Origin of the sequence: Nocardia carnea, from assembly GCF_029868855.1 — a bacterium.
GTDB classification, from domain to species: domain Bacteria; phylum Actinomycetota; class Actinomycetes; order Mycobacteriales; family Mycobacteriaceae; genus Nocardia; species Nocardia carnea_A.
The window spans coordinates 1-22,267 of the sequence record NZ_JARWOV010000217.1 but is presented as its reverse complement, the minus strand read 5'-3'; the positions used below and the strand labels follow the sequence as shown (position 1 = coordinate 22,267).

Here is a 22,267-nt window from a genome sequence, read left to right as displayed (position 1 = left end):
GCCCGGTCACAGCGCGTGCCCACCGGCGACCTGCAGAACCTGCCCGGTGATCCAGCGGGCCTGGTGCGAAGCCAGATACACCACCGCGTCAGCGATATCAGCCGGCTCACCGACCCTGCCCATCGGTACGATCTGTCGCGCGTGCGCAAGGAGGTCTTCGTCCATCCAGCCGGTCTGGACCGGGCCCGGAGCAACAGCATTCACGCGTATGCCCCGCGCTGCCAGGTCCAGAGCGGTGGACCTGGTGATCGCCTCCAGCGCCGCCTTGGAGGTTCCGTAGCCGGTCTGGCCGGGGAAGGCGCGAGCCGCGTCGGTGGTGATGTTGACGATGCACAACGGGTCGTCGTCCCGGCGTAGCCGCGCCACCTCGGCGGTGAGGACAGCGGGGCGATGGCGTTGACCCGGTAATGACGATCCATGGATGCGTAGGTCAACGTTTCGACAGTGTCCGGTGTCTCGCAGTGGGCGGCGTTGTTGACCAGGACATTGATCGCACCGGTCCGGTCGGTTACCGCACGCACCAGGCGGGAGGGCCCGTCCGGATCGGACAGGTCGGCACTGACGGCGAATGAGCCGTTGCCCAGTTCCTCCGCGAGCCTGTTCCCCTCGTCCGCAGCGGGAGTGATGTGCGCCCATTCGGCGCCGGTGGGGGCGGGAGGATCCTGTTCGAGGTAGTGGATCGCAACGCATGCCCCCTGAGCGGCGAATGCCCGGCTGATCGCCGCGCCGATATTGCCGGAACCGCCTGTGACCAGGACCGTGCGGCCCGCAAGGCGAGTGTTGATCATCATGTCTCCTCGGGAGTGATTCGGTCGGCCGGATTCATGAACGCTCGCCTCGGAGGGAGGCGCACGAGAAGGAATCGGAGACACCCACAGAGGACGGAGCGGCAATGACCGTGCGCGGAAGGCCCGGAGGCAGAAGGTGAACACGAACGTCCTGACCGGAGGGAGGTTTCACCCCACGGGGCTGATACGCCGCGCACGCGGGGAAAGACACACTCAGGAACGCATGAGGCGATGGTACACAACCCCGCCCCTGCTCAACGAGTCTTTTTGCACGGGAGCAGGAGCGTCGGCCGGGACGCGAAGGGCCTCGACCTTTCATCGGACAATGCACGCAGTTGAACCGGGCTGCACTGATATCCACAGCACCCGATGGTCGAATCTCGTACTGACCGACCGGCCTCGACGTGGCCGGTCGGTCAGTGGTCGGCCACGACTTCTGCGCGCCCCTGTCGTCCTTGTCCGAGCAGAGTCAGGCCCTGTCGAACTCGCCGGACTTGGTACCGGAGAGGAAGGCGTCCCATTCGCCGGGGGCAAACACCAGGGCCGGGCCCTCAGGGTTCTTGGAGTCCCGGACACCCACCCGTCCTTCGGCCAGGTGCGCGGCCTCCACGCAGTCCTTACCGCCATGGCTGCGGGTGCTCGTGAACCAGTTCGCGGTCGTCTGATCGTTCACCTTTCACGCCCTGTCATTGTTTGAGGATGAGCTCTCGGATCCGGCTACCGTACCCTCCGGATCATCTCTGCCCCACGGAAGAACTGCCGCACTTCGCGAACGCCAAGAACGCATCCCATTCATCGGCGCTGAAGACCAGGGCCGGACCGGATGGATTCTTGGAGTCGCGCACGCCGACGAAACCTTTATCCAGGTGTGCGGCCTCGACACACTCCTTGGTGCCGGAACTTCGGCTGCTCTTGAACCACCGGGCTCCGGGTAGGTCAGCGCTGTTCATGGTGCTCCTTCGCTATCTTCTTCACCAGGTCTCGGGTTCGTACTTCGTCGAGCGCGACGCGTCTGATGCCGTTGGCTGCCGTCTGGTACCTGTCGATTTCCTCTGGCCGCTCGAGGTATTGGTCGCTGGTGTAGCCCTGAACGTACACAATCGGCGGTTCTGACAGCCATGTTGTCCGATGCGGCGGGAACTCGAGCAGGACGAACAGTCCCGCATCCAGGCCGACGTGAGTCGCGGTAAAGGGGACGGCCCTGATCGAAACTTGGGAAAGTTCGCTCAGCTCGGTGAGGTAGTCGAGCTGTTCGGCCATCACCGCGGGGCCTCCGATGCGGTGGCGCAGCGCAGCCTCACTGACAAGGATTTCCACTTCGAGGCTGGGGTCGTCGTGTAACCGCGATTGCCGACGGCTCGCGATCTCGATGTGTTGTTCTACCTCTACTGTGCGCATCCCCGGATTCGATATCCAGATCATCGCGCGCCGGTACGGCTGCGTCTGGACAAGCCCAGGAAGCAGCGTCGGCGCGTATGTCAGGAATCGACTGGCCGCCACCTCCAAACCCAGATACAGGTCGAAATCCTTCGGCACCGCCTCGCGGTAGGCATGCCACCAAGACTTGTACGACAATCCGCTCAGAAGATCCAGGAGAACGTCCGTAACCTCCTGTGGTGCCTTGTAGATGCGGCACAACTCCCGCACCTGCAATGCCGAGATCCGGGTGGACTGTCCAGTCTCTGGGCGCCATAGCGTCTGATGCCCCACTCCGATGGCCTGCCGAGCCGTTTGCACACTTACACCCGACGTCTCGCGCAGATGTCGTAACTGCCTTCCCAGCATCCGTCGCGCGAAGGTGCTGTCGGTCTCCCTGTCCATGATCTCCCCTTTGCGCGGGCCTCCACATCCCGCACTGGAACGCAGTGTGACCCGTACTGGAATGCGCGGAGGTCGAAATCTGGAATGTTGCATATTCTCTCAGGAATTGACGCGTCGGAAGCTTCCAATAGCGGCTGTAGCCCTTGTCTACTGATGGCGCACCCGGCGCAGGCCACCTCCCAGAACCACTGGGAGACACCAGTTCAACGCCAGGAGCGCCGCGTACTGGCGGTCCAGCATCCACAGTTCGGTCGCTGATGCCGTGCTGGACCCTGCGCCGGGTGCTTGCCAAGACTATTCCAGGAGCAGGGGATAACTCATGTCTGTCAACGGGTTTCAGGGGGAAGGTCGGTCACTCGGGACCGCGCCGGGGCTGTTACCGAAGCGGGTTCGCGGATCTTCCGGGATCCCGGACGGACCTGTCGCGCTGCTGCCGCCGGTCGAGCGATTGGAGTGCATCGCAGCGGCCGTGCGTCGCTGGTGCGCGGACTCGGAGGACTCACATGGCGTTCGATGAACGCCCGAAGGCGGTCGCGCTGGTGCGGCGTGACGTTCCGACTCCCGTGGCCGACCTGCACACACTGGCGGAAAGGCATGGGTACCGGCTCGTGTTCACGGTGTACACGGACGCAGGGCCGACAGTCGTAACCCTGGCCCTGGCCCGGCATGCGGGGGAGCACGGCGCGGCCGCCGTAGTCGTGCCGGGCTTCGAGCACGTCGATGCGATCCGCCACCTCGTCACCGATAACGCCGCGCTGATCACCCCGATGCGCCTGTACCCACGCGGCCACCGCTGGGTCGGGGATCCGGACGAACGCGATCAGCAGCTGAATGGCTGACGTGGCACTGGTGCAGCTCGTGCTCGGTCTGCTCGGCCTCACCATCGCCCTGTGGTGGCCCGAACAAGGACGCTGAACCGGGTGCAGTTCCCGGCCACGGTGCCAGCGACCATCCAGGCGCCGGCTTCGGGTGAAATCACATCTGTGCAGCTCATCGGTAACGCAGCCGGTCGGGGCGGTGGTGGTCGATAAGATCATCCGCATGCCCTTTCCCCTGCGAGCAACAGCCGGTCGTGCGGCCGCGGTGGCGGTGTCGGCGGTAGCTGTCGGTGCCCTCGCCTTCGGCGGTGCCGAAGCCGCCGCCTCGCCATTCCCGGTCCCGCCGCTGACGGAGACCGCGGCGGCGGGGACCGAGGGACTCGAACCGCTGCTGGCGCTCGCGTACACCATGGCCGAACGGGAAGCGCATGCCGTGGGTGTGCCGATGTGGATCAATTCCGGGTATCGAAGCCCGGCCGAACAGCAGGCCATGTGGGAGGACGGGCTGCGCACCTACGGCACGCCGGAGGAGGCGCGCCGCTGGGTCTTGCCGCCGGAGGAGTCCACCCATGTCACCGGCCGGGCCGTCGATATCGCACCGCGTGAGGGTGCCGCATGGCTGGAGGCCAACGGCAACCGGTGGGGACTGTGCCGCACGTTCGACAACGAATGGTGGCATTTCGAGCTGGTCACCATCCCGGGGACGGCCTGCCCGGCCCGCGTGCCCGACGCCGCCCATCGCTGAGGTGTGAATCCGCACCCTGCGTACACTCCGGGATCAGCTCAGGTGCTGGATACCGCACGGAGTTCGTCCAGATACTCCTGAGTTCGGGGATCGTCGGGGAAATGCGCCATCAGTTCCCGCCCGACCTCGCCGCCGATACACAACAGCGAGGGCAGCGACCGGCGTTTCGATTCGAAGGCCTGCAGCCCTTCCGAAACCGCCAGTTCGAGATCGCGACCGCGGGCGGCCACCATGGCGAGTGTCAGATGGGCTTCGGCGACCCGCATCGGGTTGCGGACCGTGCCGTCCAGCGTGGTGGAATCGGCGAGGACCGCGCGGGCGAACCGCTCGGCCCGCACATCGTCGCCGACCACCCGACAGCAGTCCATCGCATAGAAGTCGAACTTCTGCGGGTCGACGACGAAATGGTTCTCCAGATCCTCGGGGTGGCCGAGCCGGTCCAGCAGCATCCGGCCCTGCGCCAGTGCCGCGTCCACCGCGCTGCGGTCACCCAAGCGTGCCCAGGCTTTGGCGCGCTGGGCGGCGAGCTGGACGCCGACGCCGCTGTCGGCGCATTCCGGCGGTACCGAATCGACCGCCTGGATGACACCGCGGTTGTTGCCCTGGGTCAGCGCGAACCAGGCCGCCAATTCCGAGCTCCACCCGATGATTTCGGTGTTCCCGGATTCCAGGCCGAGCGAGCGGGCGGCCCGCCGGGTGGCCTCGGCGCCGCCGCGACGGCCGAGATCGTATTCGAGACAGCCGAGCAGTAGGGCGACCCACCCGGCCAGCTCGAGGACTTCCTTGTGCTGGGCCAGCGTCAGCCGGCTGTCGAGCAGGGCCGCGATCCGCCGCAACCATCCCGAGGCCTCACGATGCAGTTGGTGGGCATCGGTCGAGGCGTAATCGCGGCACAGGCGTTCGGCGGTGATCCGGACGGCATCGAGGGTGGCGGTCGAAACATCGGACATCCGTAGCCGTCCCATGAATTCGAGTGTGTCCATACCGGTGGCGGTGAGCAATTCGTCGTCACGGCTCGGGCGCGCCTTGGGGAAGAACGCCGCGGCGACGGTGTCGAACGCGGCGGCGATGAGGGGAGCGTAGAAATCGTCGGGGCGGGATTCGCCCGATTCCCAACGCCGCCAATTACGTAGCAGGGTGCTGTCGGTCGGTAGGTTCTGGGCCGATTTGGCGCGTAGCGCGCGTACCGCCTCGGCCTGTGACCACCCACGCGCATCGCGTTCCGAGCGCATCCGGATGGCCCACAGCGGACGATCTTCAGCAGCAGTCACGTCGCCAGTATTGCACCAGCAAACTTTTCGTGGACCCCATAGGGCATGAAGATGTCCCCCGCATGACCTCTTCTGCATGCGTTCGCCGTCGGTCATGCTCGAATCGAACCGGCTCCGTGCCGGTTCAAGCAACACCCCCGCGAACGCGGGAGGAGATCCCGGAGCAGGAAATGGTTCCCCGTCCCGTACGGGGAAGGATTCAGGAGGTTCGGGTGGAAGCGTTGGTATATGGGTATTTACGCGACGATCTGGCCGCGGGCGACGGCGACGATATGGAGGCCGCGCTACGCGAGCTGGCCGATGCCCACGGATTATGCTTCGCCGCGACATTCCACGAATCGCATGCGGGTGACGGAACGGCATTCGCCGAACTGACCCGGGAACTCCAGCGGGCGGATGCCCACCATGTGGTGGTGCCCTCGCTCGATCATCTCACCGGCCAGACCATTCCACGCGAACTGCTGATCGCGAAGCTGGCCAACGACGCCGCCGCCCGAATCTGGTCGGTGGCGAGCTGAACCGGCGGTCCGGCGGCTCGGCGTTCCCCCCCTCAGCGTCCGAAGCCGCCGGGCCCCCGCCGGCGCAGATACTTCTCGAATTCGGCCGCGATGGCATCACCATCGATCTTGGCCATGACCTCGTTCACGTCGATCGCGGCGTCTCCGCGCTCCTCGAGGGAGTGCACATACTCGGCGATCTCCTCGTCGGCGACGGTCATCTCGTTCACCGTCGACTCCCACTCCTCGGCCTGCTGCGGCAGCTCCCGCAACGGCACCTCGATATCGAGGACATCCTCCACCCGGTGCAGCAGCGCGATCGTGGCCTTCGGGTTCGGCGGCTGGGAGACATAATGCGGAACCGCCGCCCAGAACGACACCGCCGGGATTCCGGCTTTCACGCACTCGTCCTGCAGCACCCCGGTGATACCGGTCGGGCCCTCGTAGCGGGTCTGCTCCAGGCTGAATCGTTCGGCCGCCTCCTTGCTGTAGGCCGAACCCGTCACCGGCACGGGCCGGGTGTGCGGGGTGTCCGCCAGTAGCGCACCCAGGATGACCACGGTCTCCACGCCGAGCTGATCGATGAGCTCCAGCAGGTCCGCGCAGAACCGGCGCCACCGCATATTGGGTTCGATCCCGCGCAGCAGGACCACATCGCGGTCGCTACCGGGCGGAGAACATACCGACAGCACCGTCGCCGGCCAGACGATCTCGCGGGTGACGCCCTCCACCTGCCGGACCATCGGCCGGTTCACCTGATAGTCGTAGTAGTCCTCGGAATCGAGTTCGGCCAGCGGCCGGGCATCCCAGATCAACTCCAGGTGCTCGACCGCTCCGCTGGCCGCGTCACCAGCGTCGTTCCAGCCTTCGAAGGCGGCAACGAGCACCGGGTCACGCAACGCGGGCAGTTCCCGATCCACCGGAGATTCACTCGAGCTCACCCCTGCCAGCCTACGGTGCGGGTCGTGACCGGCGCGCAGTATCGGTTCTCCCGCGCCTGTCGCGGCCGGTCGCCGGCCCGCGCGGTGGTGGCCGGATGTCTGCGTGACGGTCCACTCGCGGGTCTTGCGCCGGGTACGGACTGCGGCCCGGCGGGGCGTCGGACGGGCCGGGCGGCGGTTTCGGGCTGTGGCCGCCCCCACAGGTGTGAACTAGGCGAACATCGCCGCGGTGGCGCCCACTACTCTGGAATCCATGTCTGCCTCCCGCCCCGCCGAGTTCGATACCACCTTGCTCGACACGCTCAGCCGTCGTGTCGTGATCGGCGACGGGGCGATGGGCACCATGTTGCAGGCCGTCGACCTCACACTCGACGATTTCCGCGGCCTGGAAGGCTGCAACGAAATCCTCAACGACACCCGCCCCGAGGTGCTGCGCGATATCCACCGTGCCTATTTCGAGGCCGGCGCCGACGCCGTGGAAACCAATACGTTCGGCTGCAACCTGCCCAACCTCGCCGACTACGATATCGCGGACCGCATCCGGGAACTGTCCGAGAAGGGCACCCGCCTCGCCCGCGAGGTCGCCGACGAGATGGGTCCCGGCGCCGACGGGGTGCCCCGTTACGTCCTCGGCTCGATGGGCCCGGGTACGAAACTGCCGACCCTGGGCCACGCCCCGTATGCGAGCCTGCGTGACGCCTACACCGAGGCCGCGCTCGGCATGCTCGACGGCGGCGCCGATGCGGTGCTGATCGAGACCTGCCAGGACCTGCTGCAGGTCAAGGCGGCGGTCAACGGGACCCGCCGGGCCATGGAACGGGCCGGGCGCCGGATCCCGATCATCACCCACGTCACGGTCGAGACCACCGGCACCATGCTGGTCGGCAGCGAGATCGGGGCCGCGCTCACCGCGCTGGAGCCGCTGGGTATCGACCTGATCGGGCTCAACTGCGCGACCGGCCCGGACGAGATGAGCGAGCATCTGCGCTACCTGTCGCAGCACGCCCGGATACCCGTCTCCGTGATGCCCAACGCCGGTCTCCCGGTGCTCGGGGCCAACGGTGCCGAGTACCCGCTCACCCCTGAAGAGCTGGCCGCGGCGTTGCGCGGTTTCGTCGCCGACTACGGTCTGGCCCTGGTCGGCGGCTGCTGTGGTACGACCCCGGAGCACATCCGGCAGGTCGCCGAAGCGGTCCGCGAGGTCGAACCCACGCTGCCGCCGATCGGGCAGCGCCGCACCCCGCAGCCGGAACCGAGCATCTCCAGCATGTACACCGCGGTGCCGTTCGAACAGGACGCCAGCGTGCTGATGATCGGCGAGCGCACCAACGCCAACGGGTCGAAAGCGTTCCGGGAGGCCATGCTGGCCCAGGACTGGGGCAAATGCCTCGATATCGCCAAGGACCAGACCCGCGACGGCGCGCATCTGCTCGACCTCTGCGTCGACTACGTCGGCCGTGACGGTAGCGCCGATATGTCGGAACTGGCCTCGCGGCTGGCCACCGCCTCCACCCTGCCGATCATGCTCGACTCCACGGAGCCGCCCGTGCTCCGGACCGGGCTCGAGCATCTGGGCGGGCGTTGCGCGGTGAACTCGGTGAACTACGAGGACGGCGACGGGCCGGAATCCCGGTTCCACCAGATCATGAGCTTGGTCGCCGAACACGGCGCCGCGGTGGTCGCGCTGACCATCGACGAGGAAGGGCAGGCGCGGACCGCCGAGCACAAGGTCGCCATCGCCGAACGGCTGATCGCCGATATCACGGGCAACTGGGGGCTGCAGGTCGGCGATATCATCATCGACACCCTCACCTTCACGCTCGGCACCGGCCAGGAGGAGTCGCGGCGCGACGGCCTGGAAACCATCGAGGCCATCCGCGAACTCAAACGCCGGCACCCGGGGGTGCAGACCACGCTGGGCCTGTCGAATATCTCCTTCGGCCTGAACCCCGCTGCGCGGCAGGTGCTCAACTCGGTATTCATGCACGAATGTGTGCAGGCCGGGCTGGACAGTGCCATCGTGCACGCCTCCAAGATCCTGCCGATGAGCCGGATCCCGGACGAGCACCGCGAGATCGCTCTCGACCTGATCTACGACCGGCGCCGCGAAGGGTACGACCCACTGCAGAAGCTCATGCAGCTCTTCGAAGGGGTGTCGACGGCCGATTCGCGGGCCTCGCGCGCCGACGAACTCGCCGCGCTGCCGCTGTTCGAACGCCTCGAACGGCGCATCGTCGACGGTGAACGCGCCGGGATGGAAGCCGACCTCGACGAGGCCATGCGTGAGGTGCCGCCGCTGAAGATCATCAACGAGACCCTGCTCTCGGGGATGAAGACCGTCGGCGAACTGTTCGGTTCGGGACAGATGCAGCTGCCGTTCGTGTTGCAGTCGGCCGAGGTGATGAAGGCGGCCGTGGCGCATCTCGAGCCGCATATGGAGGCCACCGACGACAGCGGTAAGGGCCGGGTGGTACTGGCCACGGTCAAGGGCGATGTGCACGATATCGGCAAGAACCTGGTCGACATCATCCTGTCCAACAATGGCTACGAGGTGGTGAACCTCGGGATCAAACAGCCCATCGCCAGCATTCTCGACGCCGCGGTGGACAAGAAGGCCGATGTGATCGGCATGTCCGGTCTGCTGGTGAAATCCACCGTGGTCATGAAGGAGAACCTGGAGGAACTCAACAGCAGGGGAGTGGCCGAACAGTTCCCGGTACTGCTCGGTGGCGCCGCGCTCACCCGCTCGTATGTGGAGAACGATCTCACCGATGTCTACGAGGGCGATGTGCACTACGCACGCGATGCCTTCGAAGGACTGCGGTTGATGGACGAGATCATGGCCGCCAAGCGCGGGGCTGCCCCGGGTCCGGACGGCCCGGAGGCGGAGGAACGGCGGCGTAAGGCCGCCGAACGGAAGGCCCGCCACGAACGTTCGCGCCGGATCGCCGAACAGCGTAAAGCCGCCGAAACTCCGATCGAGGTGCCCGCCCGGTCGGATGTGGCCGCGGATGTTCCCGTCCCGGTTCCGCCGTTCTGGGGTACCCGTGTGGTGAAAGGTCTACCGGTCCAGGAATATTCGGGACTGCTGGACGAACGGGCGCTGTTCCTCGGCCAGTGGGGTCTGCGAGGACAACGCGGCGGTGAGGGACCCAGCTACGAGGAACTCGTGGAATCCGACGGGCGCCCGCGACTGCGGGCCTGGCTGGATCGGCTCAGCACCGAAGGCGTGCTGCAGCATGCGGCGGTCGTGTACGGGTACTTCCCGGCGGTTTCCGAGGGTGACGACGTGGTCGTGCTCACCGAACCGGAACCCGATGCGCCGCAGCGGCACCGCTTCACCTTCCCGCGCCAGCAGCGTGACCGGTTCCTGTGCGTGGCCGATTTCATCCGCTCCCGCGACGACGCCCGGCAGACCGGACAGGTGGATGTGCTGCCGTTCCAGCTGGTCACCATGGGGCAGCCGATTGCCGATTTCGCGAACGAACTGTTCGCCGCCGACAACTACCGGGATTATCTGGAGGTGCACGGAATCGGTGTCCAGCTCACCGAGGCGCTCGCAGAATACTGGCATCGCCGGATCCGCGAGGAACTCACTCTCGACGGGCACGCCATCGCCGAATCCGATCCGGAGGAGGTGACCGACTACTTCAAACTGGGTTACCGCGGCGCCCGCTACTCGTTCGGTTACGGCGCCTGCCCCGACCTGGAGGATCGCGCCAAACTGGTGGATCTGCTCGATGCCGGACGGCTCGGTGTCACGTTGTCGGAGGAGCTGCAGTTGCATCCCGAGCAGTCCACCGACGCATTCGTTCTCCTACACCCGGAAGCGAAGTACTTCAATGCCTGAGCCGGATTAAACACCCAACTGGTGTGATTGTGGTCACTTTTGTGGGTCACTATTGCGCCAGCGGCCTGGTCCGCCGGCGGAAACCGCAGGTGACCAGCGCGTGATCGGCTCCGAAATCCCGTACTGCCCGCAGGGTTCGGGGCGCCGGAGCGTACGATTTCCGGGAATTTCCGCCGAGGTTCCCGCGGAACCAGAAATCCGGACAATGCCGTTCGGGTGCGTTGCACGCGCCGGGTCGACGCGGAACCGTAGGCAACCGCCTGTGACGCGCGGAGTGCTGGACGACTCGGCGGCGAGCAGAAGGGGCCACGACTTCAGATGAGCAAGGATCGGCTGATAGCCGGACGTTATCGGCTCACGGATCCCATCGGCACCGGTGCCATGGGTGTGGTGTGGCGGGCGCTCGACATCCGGCTGCAGCGCACCGTCGCGGTCAAACAGGTGCTGCTGGGCCCGAACCTGACCGAACAGCAGACCGCGGAGGCGCGTAAACGCGCATTGCGCGAAGGCCGGATCGCCGCGCGATTGCACCACCCCAATGCCATCTCGGTTTTCGACGTCGCCGACGAGGACGGCCAGCCGTGGCTGGTCATGGAATATATGAACGCGCCCAGCCTGGCCAACCGGCTGAACCTCGACGGCACCCTCGCGCCGCTGAAGGTCGCCGAACTCGGTGCGCAGGCCGCGGCCGCGCTCGCCGCGGCACACGACGCCGGAATCGTGCACCGGGATGTGAAACCGGCGAACCTGCTGGTGGGTGACGACGGCACGGTGAAGATCACCGACTTCGGAATCTCCCGCGCCACCGGCGATGTCACCGTCACCGCGACCGGGTTCCTGGCCGGCACCCCGGCCTATCTCGCGCCGGAGGTCGCACGGGGGGAACAGCCGATACCCGCCTCGGACGTCTTCGCCTTGGGATCCACGCTCTACCATGCGATCACCGGACGCCCGCCCTTCGGCGACGGCGACAATCCGCTGGCCGTGCTGCACGCGGTAGCAGGCGGACAGGTGGAACCGCCCGAAGGAGCGGGTGCGCTGGGTCCGGTGGTGATGCGGTTGCTGGCGACCGAGGTCGCCAACCGGCCCACCATGGACGAGGCGCGGGTCATGCTGGAGGAAGTGGCCGCCGGCCGGGCGCCGGAACCGGTCGATACCGCGCCGTCCGCCACCACGAAAGTTCTCCCGCCCACGCTCGCCGCCACGGCCACCCTGGACCGGCCCGAACAAGAGCCGGGTCCCGCCGATACCCGCCCGCCTGCCGCAGGGCCCGCCGCGGCGCCGGTGTTCCGCGGAACCGGCGTTCCGCCGGCCGCGATATCGGCGCCCGCACCCGCCGGACCCGTCGCCCAGCGTGGTTCCGGAACCCGGTCCCGTACGGCCGTGCTGGCGGGCGCCGCGGCACTGCTCCTGGTGGTCGTGGTGGGTCTGGTTCTCGTCAATGCCACCGGCGGGGACGACAACACCGCCGCCGGACCCGAAAGCAGCCAGGCGGAGGCCCCGGAACAGTCCGGGGAACCGCAGGCGGAGCCCAGCGAACGGCCCTCGGCCACGACCTCCGCCACGACGACGACCAGTACCACCGAAACCGGGACACCCTCGGCCGCCCGCGTGGAACAGTTCGTGCGTGGCTACTACGGGCTACTGCCCGGCAATACGGCCGCCGCATGGTCACAGCTCGCGCCCGAGTATCAGGCCGTCGCCGGTGGTTACGCGGACTACCAGGGGTTCTGGTCGACCATCAGCGCGGTCAGTATCGGCTCGGTGAGCCAATCCGGCGACGGCAGCGCGGTCGCGACCGTCACCTACACGATGCGCGACGGCTCGGTGCAGTCGGAGAGCCGGTCGTTCCGCGTAGCGCCCAACGGGGGACAGCTGGTCATCACCGACTCACAGGTTCTGTGACCGCGACCGGCCGGGTTTGCCGCCGCTTTCCCGGCCGGGCTACGGTCGGCCCAGGCTTCCGATCGTGCCCCGCGGCTCGGTGCCGTCTCGATCCACCATGACGAAAGGTCCGGAACGTATGGCCCAGCTGGCCGGTGTCCTGTGGGATATGGACGGCACGCTGCTCGATTCGGAGAAGCTGTGGGATATCGGCGTCCGCGAGCTGGCGCGGGAGCTCGGCCGGGAGATGACGCAGGAGATCCGGCACGCGCTGATCGGGGCTTCCGGGGCGAACGCGTTGCGGATCATGTTCACCGAGCTGGGAATCGACCCGCACCCGGAGGCCGTCGAGGCAGCAGGTGTGTTCTTGGAGGAGCGGGTCACCGAACTCATGACCGGTCCGATCCCGTGGCGGCCGGGGGCGGTGGAGGCGCTGGATATGGTGCGGGACGCCGGCCTGCCCTGCGCGCTCGTGACCAACACGAAACGGTCGCTCACCGAACTCGCCCTGGAAACCCTGGGCCGGGCCCGATTCGATGTCTCGGTCTGCGGCGACGAGGTGCCGCACGGGAAACCCGACCCGGCCGTCTACCTCCGCGCGGCGCAGCTACTCGGCCTGAATCCCCGCGATTGTGTGGCGGTCGAGGATTCGGTCACCGGGGTGGCCGCCGCCGCAGCGGCGGGCTGCGGTGTGCTGGTGGTGCCCTGCGAGATCCCGGTACCCCTCGATCCGTCCCGCACGCATCGCGACACTCTCATCGGGTTGAGCCGTGACGATCTGGAGCTGTGCCTGCGTACGCGGGTCCAGTACGCCGAATCGTAGATCCGTTGACGCCGCGTCCGGGTGCCGTGTTCCGCGGGGTGCCTGCCCGATACTGCTGAACCGGGGTCCGTCCGGCTGTGCAGCGGCCGATGGAGCGGGGTGTTCGCGGTGCGCGACGATCAGGCCGGCCGGAAGCCTCGGATCCGCCTTCCGGATCGTGTGGCCATAGGGCTGGTCGCGGAATCCGGCCGTACGGAAACGGTGGTCACGCCGTACGCCACCGCGGCCCGGCGGTTGCCGCCTCGGTGGTGCTCGACCGGCGCGGACGACGGTGGGCATCGAAGCCGTGGTGTCCATCGGAGTGCGTCGGTAAACGGTGCGAAAGGACAATCTTGCGCTGCGAATAGTGTTGCGGATCAACAAAACCGAATGGTCCGTGACCGGGCTCACCGGGCATCTCCCGGATTCGCCGGGCGTGTCGGCCGTCCGGCGACAACAATGTCGCTATGGCCGCCACGGTGACCTTGGACGAGATCGTCGATACTTCCCGCTACCCGCTCGCGGAGCCCGATACGCCCGGCTGGCATACCGCTGTCGCGGCTGCGCGGGCCGATCTCGCGGAGGACGGGTGCACCGTACTGCGCGAGTTCATCCGGCCGGAGTTGCACGGGCTGCTGGCGGAACAGGGACAGCGGATGGCGCCGCACGCCTACTACCGCACCGAACGGGTGAACGCGTACAACATTCCGCTCGATACCGAACTGCCCGCGGATCATCCCGGGCGGATCATCTTCGAACGCGGTAATGCCTTCGTCCCGCGTGACCGGATCCCGGCCGGCGCGCTGATCCACCAGCTGTACACCGACACCGAATTCCAGCGATTTCTGGCTGCCTGCTTCGGTCGGGCGCAGCTGCACGAATTCGCCGACCCGCTGGCCGGTCTCGTGCTGAACGTGGTGGCGCCGGGCAATGCGCATCCATGGCATTTCGACACCAACGAGTTCACTGTCAGCATGCTCACGGCGGCACCGGAGTCCGGGGGTGTGTTCGAGTACTGCCCGAATATCCGTTCCCCGCACACCGAGAATCTCGCCGATGTGCATGCCGTACTCACCGGGGCAGGCCAGGGTCTGGTCCGGCGCCTGGAGTTGCGGCCCGGTGACCTGCAGCTTTTCCAGGGAAGGTACTCGCTGCACCGGGTGTCACCGGTGCAGGGCGCGACCCCTCGGCATACGGCGATCTTCGCCTACAGTGACCGCCCCGGTGTCATCGGCACCGTGGAACGTACCCGCCAGCTCTTCGGGCGGGTGCTGCCGGATCATCACGCGGCGGCCGACGCCGTCCGCGGTGACCGGCTGCTGGATTGATCAGGGACCCGATCGAGTGGGTACCGCCCTACCGAGAGGAACACAACGTGCCAGTGCCGTTGCACACCACCGGGAAAGCATCCTTCGACGATATCTACTCGAGGCCCGACCCCCGCGACTACTTCGCACGGATGTCCGAACTGGGCTATCGGATACCGGAACTGGCGAAACCGTATCTGCGCGAGGAGATATCGGAGTACCGGTCGGTGGCGGGAGCTGCCCCCACCGTGCTGGACATCGGGTGTTCCTATGGTGTGAACGCCGCCCTGCTCCGCCTGGATATGAGCCTCGCCGAGCTGGCGGGCTCCTATACCGAATCGGTGCTCGGGACCGGCGATCTCATCGCCCGTGATCGCGACCGCGTCCGCCGTGCCACCGCCCTGCCCGGGGTCCGGTTCATCGGAATGGACGCCTCCGCACCGGCCCTGGACTACGCTCGCGCGGCGGGGCTGCTGGATACCGTCGTACACGCCGACCTCGAGGCGGCCGATCCCACCGACGAGCAACGCGCGATCCTCGCCACGGCCGATCTGGTGATCTCCACCGGCTGTATCGGGTATGTCACCGAGAAGACACTTGTCCGGATCGCGACCGCCGACCCGGATCGCCGGCCCTGGATGGCACACTTCGTCCTGCGCATGTACGGTTTCGGGCCGATCGAGGCGGAACTGGACGCCCTGGGATACCGCACCCGGCGGATGCCGGGCGAGTTCGCCCAGCGTCGCTTCGCCTCCGACGCCGAACGCGAGCAGGTACTGGACACCCTCACCACCAACGGCATCGATCCCACCGGCCTGGAGTCCGAAGGCCGGCTGTATGCCAATCTCTATGTGTCCCGGCCGGTTTCGTAGTACTCAGAGACCGGTGCGATACCGGGAACAGCCCGACCGTAGAGCAGCACCGACCCGAACCGGAGAGACGACTTGACCGAACGCACCTTTGCCGCCGAAGACCAACTGCCCAGGGTCCCGCTGCCGACCCTCGAGGACAGCTGCGCCCGCTTCGTGCAGTGGTGTACACCCCTGCTGACCGCCGAGGAACTGGCGGCCACCGAGGACGCCGTGGCCGATCTGCTGCGCCCCGACGGCGCCGGCCGGGTCCTGCACGCGGCCCTGCGCGAATACGACGAAACCCCCGGCGTGGGCAGCTGGCTGGACCGGTTCTGGCCGTCCCGTTATCTGGGCCGGCGTGACCGGATCGCGTTGAACGCCAATTTCTTCTTCCTGTTCCGCGACGATACCGCGCTGGCGGCTTCCACCGCGGCGGGTCAGGCGGATCGTGCCGCGGCCCTCGTCGCGGCCGCCGTCGACTACAAGCTGGCCCTGGACCGGGAGGAGATCCCACCGGTCACCCAGCGCGGGCAGCGGTTGTCGATGTGGCAGAACAAGTACCTGTTCTCCGAAACCCGGATCCCCGGTACCGAACAGGACACCGTGCGCGTGCCCTACTCCGAGGAGTGGCCGGGCCCCTCCGGCGCCCGCCACATTCTGGTACTGCACCGCGGCAGTATGTTCCGGATGGATGTGCTCGGTGCCGACGGCGACCCGTACGCCTTCGAGGACCTGCTCGGCGGGCTGCGCACCATCCTGAAATCCGCCACCGAACCCGCGCCCGCCGGTACCTCGGTGGGGCATCTGACCACCGCGGCGCGGGCCGACTGGGCACGTGCCCGCGCCGAACTGCTCACCGATCCGCATAACGCCGCCGCGCTCGATACCGTCGAAACGGCGCTGTTCTGCGTCTGCCTCGAGGATTTCGCGCCGCGCGACGAACTGCACGCCAGTGACACCCTGCTGCACGGCGACAGCGCCAACCGCTGGTTCGACAAATCGGTGTCGTTCATCGTGTTCGCCGACGGTCAGGCCGGAATCAATATCGAGCACTGCGGATTGGACGGCACGACGGTTCTGTCCTTCGTCGACAGCCTGCTGGAAACACCGGTGACCGGGCATACGGAACGGTCCGGGGCACGCGACCAGGGCCTGCCGCCGGTCGAACAGATCGAATTCCGGCTGACCGAAGACCAGCGCGCCGCGGTGATCGCCGCCGGTGCGGCCTTCGCGCAGTACGCCGCCGACAACGCCACCACCACCGTGTCCTTCGACGATTTCGGCACCGCCCGCGCCAAACAGCTCGGTATCTCGCCGGACGCCTTCGCCCAGCTGAGCTATCAACTGGCCCACCGGCGCAGCAAAGGTCTCACCGGAGCCACCTACGAATCCATCGCGACCCGGCAGTACCGCAACGGCCGGACCGAGGCGATGCGGGTGATCACCCCGGAGATGATCGACTTCGTCGACACCATGCAGGATCCGGTCGCCGAGCCCGCCGAGAAACTCGCCGCGGCCCGCGCCGCTGCCGGTGCCCATGTGGCCCGGGCCAAACAGTGCCAGTCCGGTGAAGCGCCGGAACAGCATCTGTGGGAGCTCGAATGGATCCAGCGGCGCCGCGGTACCGAACTCGGTGTCACCGATCCCATCCCGCTGTATCGGAGCCCGGGCTGGACGGTCATGCGCGACGACTACCTCAGCACCAGTTCGGCACCGTCGGTGAACATCCGGTACTTCGGCTTCGGCTCCACCAGCCCGAAGTGCATCGGTATCGCCTACGTCTTGCTGCCGGACCGCTGGAACCTCTATCTGGCGACCCCGGCCGCGGTAGCCGGTGAGATGTACGCCTTCGCCGACCATCTCCGCACCGCGGTCGCGGAACTGGAGGCCTTGCTCGCCGAGCGGTAAGAGCTACGGTCGGTCTGCGGTTACCGGCCCTGATGAGCAGTACGCCGCCGCGGTGGCTCGGTGGAGAGGGGTCACCGATTCCGGCCGCCGACGGCGGGACGGCCGATCGACGACGCCGGCGCGCCCGTGCAAACCCGGACGGTACCTGCCGTCCGGGTGTTCGGGCGCTCCCGGGCAGGTCCATCGTCGTTCGCCGCGCCGATCGCACGTACGAACTCAGCTCACCAAGGGCCGCGCCGCACGGGGCGCTGGACCGACAGCCGGCACACGATTCGTCCGGGCCGGCGCTTTGCCGGGTATGCGGTTGCCGACCTACCTGCGCCTTTGCCCGGACGTGAGAGAGGCCGGTGCGCGGTCTCGGCGCGGTGCCTGCCGGATCAACCGGGCCCCGCCGACGGGTGCGGGCGCCGCTGTGCCATGCGCGGGCGGTGTCGGCGTCGCCGGTGAATGGTTGTTACAGGCCGCACTCGCAGCCCGCAGGGTGAACCCGCCGGTGATCTCGGTAGGCGGTCGGGCGCCTGCCTGTGCTATCTCCGTGTATCGGAGGCAGGCGGCGAACTCGTTTCGGTGGGCTCCGGGTGTTTCGGCGCCGGCTGGACGCCCGACAGGCCGGTCCAGCACAGGCCCGCGGTCGTGGCAACGGCCTCGTGCCGGGGGAGCGGCTTCCCGGTGAGGACCCAGTGCCGCGCACACGACTGAGCGATCGCGACCACCTCCGCCGTGATCAGCCAGCCCCGTTCGGCCTGCGCCGGCGGATACGGTGCCAGCGCGCGCAGGAGGGTGTCGGTGCAGATCGTCGTGGCCTGGTGGGCCACCCGCTGCGCCGACGGCTCATCGACCACCGCGGCGCCCGCCAGCAGGGCGGCGCTGCGTGGATGGGTATCGGCGAAGTCGAATATCGCCGCCACCGTCGCCGATACGATCGAGCGCATGCCCTGGGCGGGCGCGAGCGCCCCCGCGAGCGTTTCCCCCAGCACCCGCAGCGCCTCGTGCAGAACCGCCAGGTAGAGCTCCAGTTTGCTGCCGAAGGAGTTGTACAGGACCGGTTTGCTGACCCCGGCCCGGCAGGCGATCTCGTCCATACTCGCCGCCCGATAGCCGCAGGCGGCGAACAATCCGGACGCGGCGGTCACGATCAGGCGCCGGCGCTCCTGCCGGGCCTGTGCCATGTTCTCGTCCACAGTCGGCGGCCACCTCCTCGGATTCTCACAGTACCGATGACCAGGGTCCGGCCCGCCGGGGGCGGTCCGCCTCGGGCGGCGACAGCGCCGGAACCGGCCGGATGAGTGCTACGGCACAGCGGTGCGCACTCGGGGACAAGGGCGCGGGAGTGGTCTGAAACAATGACCTGCCGTGAAGACTTTCGAGGCCCTGTTCGCCGAGCTCCAGGATCGCGCAGCCACCCGTCCTGCCGGGTCGGGTACCGTCGCCGCACTGGACGCGGGCGTCCATACCCAGGGCAAGAAGGTGCTGGAGGAGGCCGGCGAGGTGTGGCTGGCCGCCGAACACGAAGGCGACGAAGCGCTCGCCGAGGAGATATCGCAGCTCCTGTACTGGGTGCAGGTCCTCATGGTGGGCCGCGGGCTGCGGCTGGAGGACGTCTACCGACATCTGTAGACGCTCCGACCGTTCCCCGAACCCCGAAAGGACCGCCATAATGCTGCGCGTCGCCGTGCCCAACAAGGGCGCACTCTCCGAATCCGCCGTCGCCATCCTCACCGAAGCCGGTTACCGCAAACGCACCGATTCGCGTGACCTCACCGTCCTCGACCCCGCCAACCAGGTGGAATTCTTCTTCCTGCGGCCCAAGGACATCGCCATCTACGTCGGGTCCGGGGAACTGGATCTCGGCATCACCGGCCGCGATCTCGCCCTGGATTCCGGTGCTCCGGTGTCCGAGCGCCTCTCACTCGGATTCGGTGGTTCCACCTTCCGCTACGCCGCCCCGCAGGGCCGGGACTGGACGGTTCAGGATCTGCAGGACAAGCGGATCGCCACCTCGTACCCGAACCTGGTGCTGTCCGATCTGGCCCGCCGCGGAATCGAGGCGGAGGTGATCCGGCTCGACGGCGCGGTCGAGATCTCGATCCAGCTGGGCGTCGCCGACGCCATCGCCGATGTGGTGGGATCCGGGCGCACCCTGCGTCAGCACAACCTGGTGGCGTTCGGGGAATCGCTGTGCGATTCCGAAGCGGTGCTCATCGAACAGGCCGAAGCCGACCGCGACGACCGGGCACGTAACCAGCTGATTGCCCGGGTCAAGGGCGTGGTGTTCGCCCAGCAGTATCTGATGCTGGACTACGACTGCCCCAAGAGCCTGCTCGAACGCGCCGCGCAGATCACCCCGGGGCTGGAGTCGCCCACCGTGGCACCCCTGGCCGACCCGGACTGGGTGGCGGTGCGCGCCCTCGTGCCCCGGAAACAGGGCAACGAACTGATGGACCGGCTGGCCGATCTCGGCGCCCGCGCCATCCTCGCCACCGATATCCGTTCCTGCCGCGCCTTCTGAACCGACGGCGCCGACTTCGTCGGCGAGGTTTGCGTCTCTCCCGGCCCATGGTTTCCGCCCGCGATACTCGCGGCTGGCGCTGCATCGTCTCGCGGGCGGGAATCATGGATGGTCCGAAACTTTCAGGCCTCGTGAGACTCGGCGGCGCCGCTGATCACTTCGGGGTGGTACGGGAATGCCACCGGGGCCTCGCCGGGCTCGGTGCCGAACATCGGACACGAGAAACGTCGGGCACGAGAATTCGTTCGGATGCCGGGCCGAACCCGAGGTGGAGCGGTCGAGTCGACTCGTGTTCCGGCCGTGGCCGCTGGGTCCGCGGCACCACCGAAAGGACTCAGTCCGATACCGATTCGGCGAAGGTCTCGGCGGTGGATTCGCCGTCGGCGGGCCGGCCGGGATACGGCGGCGGGGTCCCGTCGAACGCCGGGCACAGCTTTTTGTAGGCGCAGTAATCACACAGCCAACCCGGATTCGGCGGAAAATCTCCGGTCGCGGCGGCCGTGGACACTGCTTCCCACAAGGCCATGAGAGTGCGTTCGAAGCGGACCAGTTCCGCTTCCTCCGGGGCGTAGGTGAGCAGCTGGGCGTCGGCGAGGTACACCAGGCGCAACTGGGCGGGGACCACACCGCGCAGACGGAGCAGCATCAGGGCGTAGAACTTGAGCTGGAACAGCGCCCGTGTCTCCTGGTTCGGGCCCGGAACGCGGCCCGTCTTGTAATCCACCACCCGCAGCTCTCCGGTGGGTGCCACATCGATCCGGTCCACGAAACCGCGCAGGGGGGCGCCGTCGGCGAGTTCGACCTCGAGCCGGGTCTCACAGGATTGCGGTTCGAAACGTCGCGGGTCCTCCAGTCGGTAGTACGTGCGTACCAGTGCACGGACCTCGCCGAGGAACTTCTCGAGCTCCTCGGCGCCCTCGACCACCTGTGCCGCTTCCGGCTCCGCCGCGACGACGCGCTCCCATGCGGGGCCCGCCAGCGCCGTCGCCCGTTCGGGTTCGCGCTCGGCGGCCGGTAGTCCGTAGAGATCCTCCAGAACCGCGTGCACCACTGTTCCGCGCACTGCCTGACGGGTGGGCGGCTCGGGGATCCGGTCGATCGCCCGCAGCCGGTATTTGAGCGGGCATTGCTTGAAATCGGCTGCGCGCGAAGGCGACAGCGCGGGCCGGGCAGGCCGGGGTGGTGCCTCGGGATCGGGACTCGCCGGGGGTGTGCTCGGTGGCGCTGACATACCTGGCAGGCTATCCGTCGGCACCGACACGGTGCCGCGCGCGAATACGCGGACATCGCGGGAACGGAGATTCATGACGGCCAGACGGACCGGGCCATTCGTCGTCGGCGACCGAGTGCAGCTGACCGATGCCAAGGGCAGGTTGTACACGGTGCTGCTGGAGCCGGGAAAGCAGTTCCACACCCACCGTGGCGCCATCGACCACGACGAACTGATCGGTGCCGAGGAGGGCACGCTCGCGCACTCCAACAACGGCACCCCGTACCTGGCGCTGCGCCCCTTGCTGACCGACTATGTGATGTCCATGCCGCGCGGGGCGGCGGTGATATACCCGAAGGACGCCGCCCAGATCGTGCACGAGGGGGATATCTTCCCGGGCGCCAGGGTGCTCGAGGCGGGCGCCGGTTCCGGTGCGCTGACCTGCTCGTTGCTGCGTGCGGTGGGGTCCGGGGGGTCCGTGGTGTCCTATGAGATCCGTGAAGACCACGCCGAGCACGCGGTCCGGAATGTGGAACGGTTCTTCGGGGAGCGGCCGGCGAACTGGGAGCTGACCGTCGCCGATGTGGCCGACTACGCGGGGGAGCCGGTGGACCGGGTGATCCTGGACATGCTGGCGCCGTGGGACGCGCTACCGGCCGTATCGCAGGCCCTGGTGCCCGGCGGGGTACTGATCGTGTACGTCGCGACGGTGACGCAGCTGTCGAAGATCGTGGAAGCGTTGCGTGAGCAGCAGTGCTGGACCGAACCGCGGTCGTGGGAGTCGATGGTGCGCGGCTGGCACGTGGTGGGTCTGGCGGTGCGGCCCGAGCACCGGATGCAGGGCCATACGGCCTTCCTGGTGAGCGCTCGGCGGCTGGCCGAAGGTGTCGTCACCCCGAAGCCGCAGCGGCGGCCGTCCAAGGGCTGAGCGGCACCGAGGGGCCGTGGAAACGACCGGGGCCCCCGGGGGGGGACGGAACACCCCCCCCCCCCCCCCGGGGCCAATATAACGGGGGGGCGGGGAAGTGGGCCGACCCCGCCACCCCCCCGGCCCCCCCGGGGGGG

20 protein-coding genes and 1 pseudogene are annotated in these 22,267 nt (G+C 67.7%); 12 read left to right on the top strand and 9 right to left on the bottom strand.

Annotation, left to right across the window (positions count from 1 at the left end; genetic code table 11):
* Nucleotides 1-6: 6 nt before the first annotated feature.
* The 5 genes and pseudogenes from QH195_RS21080 to QH195_RS21060 all read right to left on the bottom strand — a co-directional run bounded on the left by QH195_RS21080 (nt 7) and on the right by QH195_RS21060 (nt 2,609).
* The gene (locus tag QH195_RS21080) at nt 7-366 is read right to left on the bottom strand and encodes an SDR family NAD(P)-dependent oxidoreductase (protein ID WP_280436701.1); all 360 of its coding nucleotides are present in this window, start codon (nt 364-366) and stop codon (nt 7-9) included.
* A gap of 77 nt (nt 367-443) precedes the next feature.
* A pseudogene (locus QH195_RS21075) lies at nt 444-788 on the bottom strand (SDR family NAD(P)-dependent oxidoreductase); the annotation flags it as partial.
* A gap of 469 nt (nt 789-1,257) precedes the next feature.
* Complete coding sequence (locus QH195_RS21070) at nt 1,258-1,461, bottom strand: DUF397 domain-containing protein (RefSeq protein ID WP_280436700.1); 204 nt, start codon at nt 1,459-1,461, stop codon at nt 1,258-1,260.
* Between the two features lie 61 nt (nt 1,462-1,522).
* Nucleotides 1,523-1,738 carry a DUF397 domain-containing protein gene (locus tag QH195_RS21065; RefSeq protein ID WP_280421241.1) on the bottom strand — a complete coding sequence of 72 codons (216 nt, stop codon included), beginning with the start codon at nt 1,736-1,738 and terminating at the stop codon, nt 1,523-1,525.
* On the bottom strand, nt 1,725-2,609 hold the full coding sequence (locus tag QH195_RS21060) for a helix-turn-helix domain-containing protein (RefSeq protein WP_280436699.1): 885 nt from the start codon (nt 2,607-2,609) through the stop codon (nt 1,725-1,727). Before QH195_RS21060 ends, QH195_RS21065 begins: the two co-directional genes overlap by 14 nt.
* Before the next feature lie 503 nt (nt 2,610-3,112).
* Here QH195_RS21060 and QH195_RS21055 point away from each other — a divergent pair.
* Both QH195_RS21055 and QH195_RS21050 read left to right on the top strand, forming a co-directional pair.
* Entirely contained in the window at nt 3,113-3,448 is a 336-nt protein-coding gene (locus QH195_RS21055) for a hypothetical protein (RefSeq protein WP_280436698.1), read from the top strand.
* 202 nt (nt 3,449-3,650) lie between these two features.
* The gene (locus tag QH195_RS21050) at nt 3,651-4,172 is read left to right on the top strand and encodes a M15 family metallopeptidase (protein ID WP_280436697.1); all 522 of its coding nucleotides are present in this window, start codon (nt 3,651-3,653) and stop codon (nt 4,170-4,172) included.
* A 38-nt stretch (nt 4,173-4,210) separates the two neighbouring features.
* On the opposite strand, the gene QH195_RS21045 is transcribed toward QH195_RS21050, so the two are convergent.
* Complete coding sequence (locus QH195_RS21045) at nt 4,211-5,443, bottom strand: XRE family transcriptional regulator (protein WP_348536808.1); 1,233 nt, start codon at nt 5,441-5,443, stop codon at nt 4,211-4,213.
* 212 nt (nt 5,444-5,655) lie between these two features.
* Between QH195_RS21045 and QH195_RS21040 the strand changes: the two genes are divergently transcribed.
* Nucleotides 5,656-5,961, top strand: coding sequence for a hypothetical protein (locus QH195_RS21040; RefSeq protein WP_033242355.1), 306 nt, complete (start codon nt 5,656-5,658; stop codon nt 5,959-5,961).
* 32 nt (nt 5,962-5,993) lie between these two features.
* On the opposite strand, the gene QH195_RS21035 is transcribed toward QH195_RS21040, so the two are convergent.
* Nucleotides 5,994-6,881, bottom strand: coding sequence for a PAC2 family protein (locus QH195_RS21035; RefSeq protein ID WP_280421237.1), 888 nt, complete (start codon nt 6,879-6,881; stop codon nt 5,994-5,996).
* 253 nt (nt 6,882-7,134) lie between these two features.
* Here QH195_RS21035 and metH point away from each other — a divergent pair, with 253 nt between their 5' ends.
* From metH to QH195_RS21005, 6 genes are all read left to right on the top strand, one after another.
* Nucleotides 7,135-10,731, top strand: coding sequence for a methionine synthase (gene metH, locus QH195_RS21030; RefSeq protein ID WP_280421236.1), 3,597 nt, complete (start codon nt 7,135-7,137; stop codon nt 10,729-10,731).
* A gap of 318 nt (nt 10,732-11,049) precedes the next feature.
* Entirely contained in the window at nt 11,050-12,636 is a 1,587-nt protein-coding gene (locus QH195_RS21025) for a serine/threonine-protein kinase (RefSeq protein WP_280436696.1), read from the top strand.
* 97 nt (nt 12,637-12,733) lie between these two features.
* On the top strand, nt 12,734-13,438 hold the full coding sequence (locus tag QH195_RS21020) for an HAD family hydrolase (protein WP_280436695.1): 705 nt from the start codon (nt 12,734-12,736) through the stop codon (nt 13,436-13,438).
* 446 nt (nt 13,439-13,884) lie between these two features.
* Nucleotides 13,885-14,745 carry a HalD/BesD family halogenase gene (locus tag QH195_RS21015; protein ID WP_280421233.1) on the top strand — a complete coding sequence of 287 codons (861 nt, stop codon included), beginning with the start codon at nt 13,885-13,887 and terminating at the stop codon, nt 14,743-14,745.
* A 47-nt stretch (nt 14,746-14,792) separates the two neighbouring features.
* Nucleotides 14,793-15,596 carry a class I SAM-dependent methyltransferase gene (locus tag QH195_RS21010; RefSeq protein ID WP_280436694.1) on the top strand — a complete coding sequence of 268 codons (804 nt, stop codon included), beginning with the start codon at nt 14,793-14,795 and terminating at the stop codon, nt 15,594-15,596.
* 72 nt (nt 15,597-15,668) lie between these two features.
* Entirely contained in the window at nt 15,669-17,483 is a 1,815-nt protein-coding gene (locus QH195_RS21005; RefSeq protein WP_280436693.1) for a choline/carnitine O-acyltransferase, read from the top strand.
* A 527-nt stretch (nt 17,484-18,010) separates the two neighbouring features.
* On the opposite strand, the gene QH195_RS21000 is transcribed toward QH195_RS21005, so the two are convergent.
* The gene (locus QH195_RS21000; protein WP_280436692.1) at nt 18,011-18,664 is read right to left on the bottom strand and encodes a TetR/AcrR family transcriptional regulator; all 654 of its coding nucleotides are present in this window, start codon (nt 18,662-18,664) and stop codon (nt 18,011-18,013) included.
* A gap of 172 nt (nt 18,665-18,836) precedes the next feature.
* Between QH195_RS21000 and QH195_RS20995 the strand changes: the two genes are divergently transcribed.
* A complete protein-coding gene (locus tag QH195_RS20995; RefSeq protein ID WP_030521337.1) occupies nt 18,837-19,100 on the top strand; it encodes a phosphoribosyl-ATP diphosphatase in 264 nt (87 codons plus the stop codon).
* A gap of 40 nt (nt 19,101-19,140) precedes the next feature.
* On the top strand, nt 19,141-19,992 hold the full coding sequence (gene hisG / locus QH195_RS20990; protein WP_280421229.1) for an ATP phosphoribosyltransferase: 852 nt from the start codon (nt 19,141-19,143) through the stop codon (nt 19,990-19,992).
* 334 nt (nt 19,993-20,326) lie between these two features.
* Here hisG and QH195_RS20985 read toward each other — a convergent pair whose 3' ends face one another.
* Nucleotides 20,327-21,223: a RecB family exonuclease gene (locus tag QH195_RS20985; protein WP_280421228.1), complete on the bottom strand. Its 897-nt coding sequence runs from the start codon at nt 21,221-21,223 to the stop codon at nt 20,327-20,329.
* Between the two features lie 73 nt (nt 21,224-21,296).
* Between QH195_RS20985 and QH195_RS20980 the strand changes: the two genes are divergently transcribed.
* Complete coding sequence (locus tag QH195_RS20980; RefSeq protein WP_280436691.1) at nt 21,297-22,130, top strand: tRNA (adenine-N1)-methyltransferase; 834 nt, start codon at nt 21,297-21,299, stop codon at nt 22,128-22,130.
* Nucleotides 22,131-22,267: the final 137 nt, after the last annotated feature.

Coding starts and splice junctions, on each gene's coding strand:
- QH195_RS21065 (WP_280421241.1), bottom strand. CDS start 1,738: ATGAACAGCGCTGACCTACCCGGAGCCCGGTGGTTCAAGAGCAGCCGA.
- QH195_RS21060 (WP_280436699.1), bottom strand. CDS start 2,609: ATGGACAGGGAGACCGACAGCACCTTCGCGCGACGGATGCTGGGAAGG.
- QH195_RS21055 (WP_280436698.1), top strand. CDS start 3,113: ATGGCGTTCGATGAACGCCCGAAGGCGGTCGCGCTGGTGCGGCGTGAC.
- QH195_RS21050 (WP_280436697.1), top strand. CDS start 3,651: ATGCCCTTTCCCCTGCGAGCAACAGCCGGTCGTGCGGCCGCGGTGGCG.
- metH (WP_280421236.1), top strand. CDS start 7,135: ATGTCTGCCTCCCGCCCCGCCGAGTTCGATACCACCTTGCTCGACACG.
- QH195_RS21025 (WP_280436696.1), top strand. CDS start 11,050: ATGAGCAAGGATCGGCTGATAGCCGGACGTTATCGGCTCACGGATCCC.
- QH195_RS21020 (WP_280436695.1), top strand. CDS start 12,734: ATGACGAAAGGTCCGGAACGTATGGCCCAGCTGGCCGGTGTCCTGTGG.
- QH195_RS21015 (WP_280421233.1), top strand. CDS start 13,885: ATGGCCGCCACGGTGACCTTGGACGAGATCGTCGATACTTCCCGCTAC.
- hisG (WP_280421229.1), top strand. CDS start 19,141: ATGCTGCGCGTCGCCGTGCCCAACAAGGGCGCACTCTCCGAATCCGCC.
- QH195_RS20985 (WP_280421228.1), bottom strand. CDS start 21,223: ATGTCAGCGCCACCGAGCACACCCCCGGCGAGTCCCGATCCCGAGGCA.
- QH195_RS20980 (WP_280436691.1), top strand. CDS start 21,297: ATGACGGCCAGACGGACCGGGCCATTCGTCGTCGGCGACCGAGTGCAG.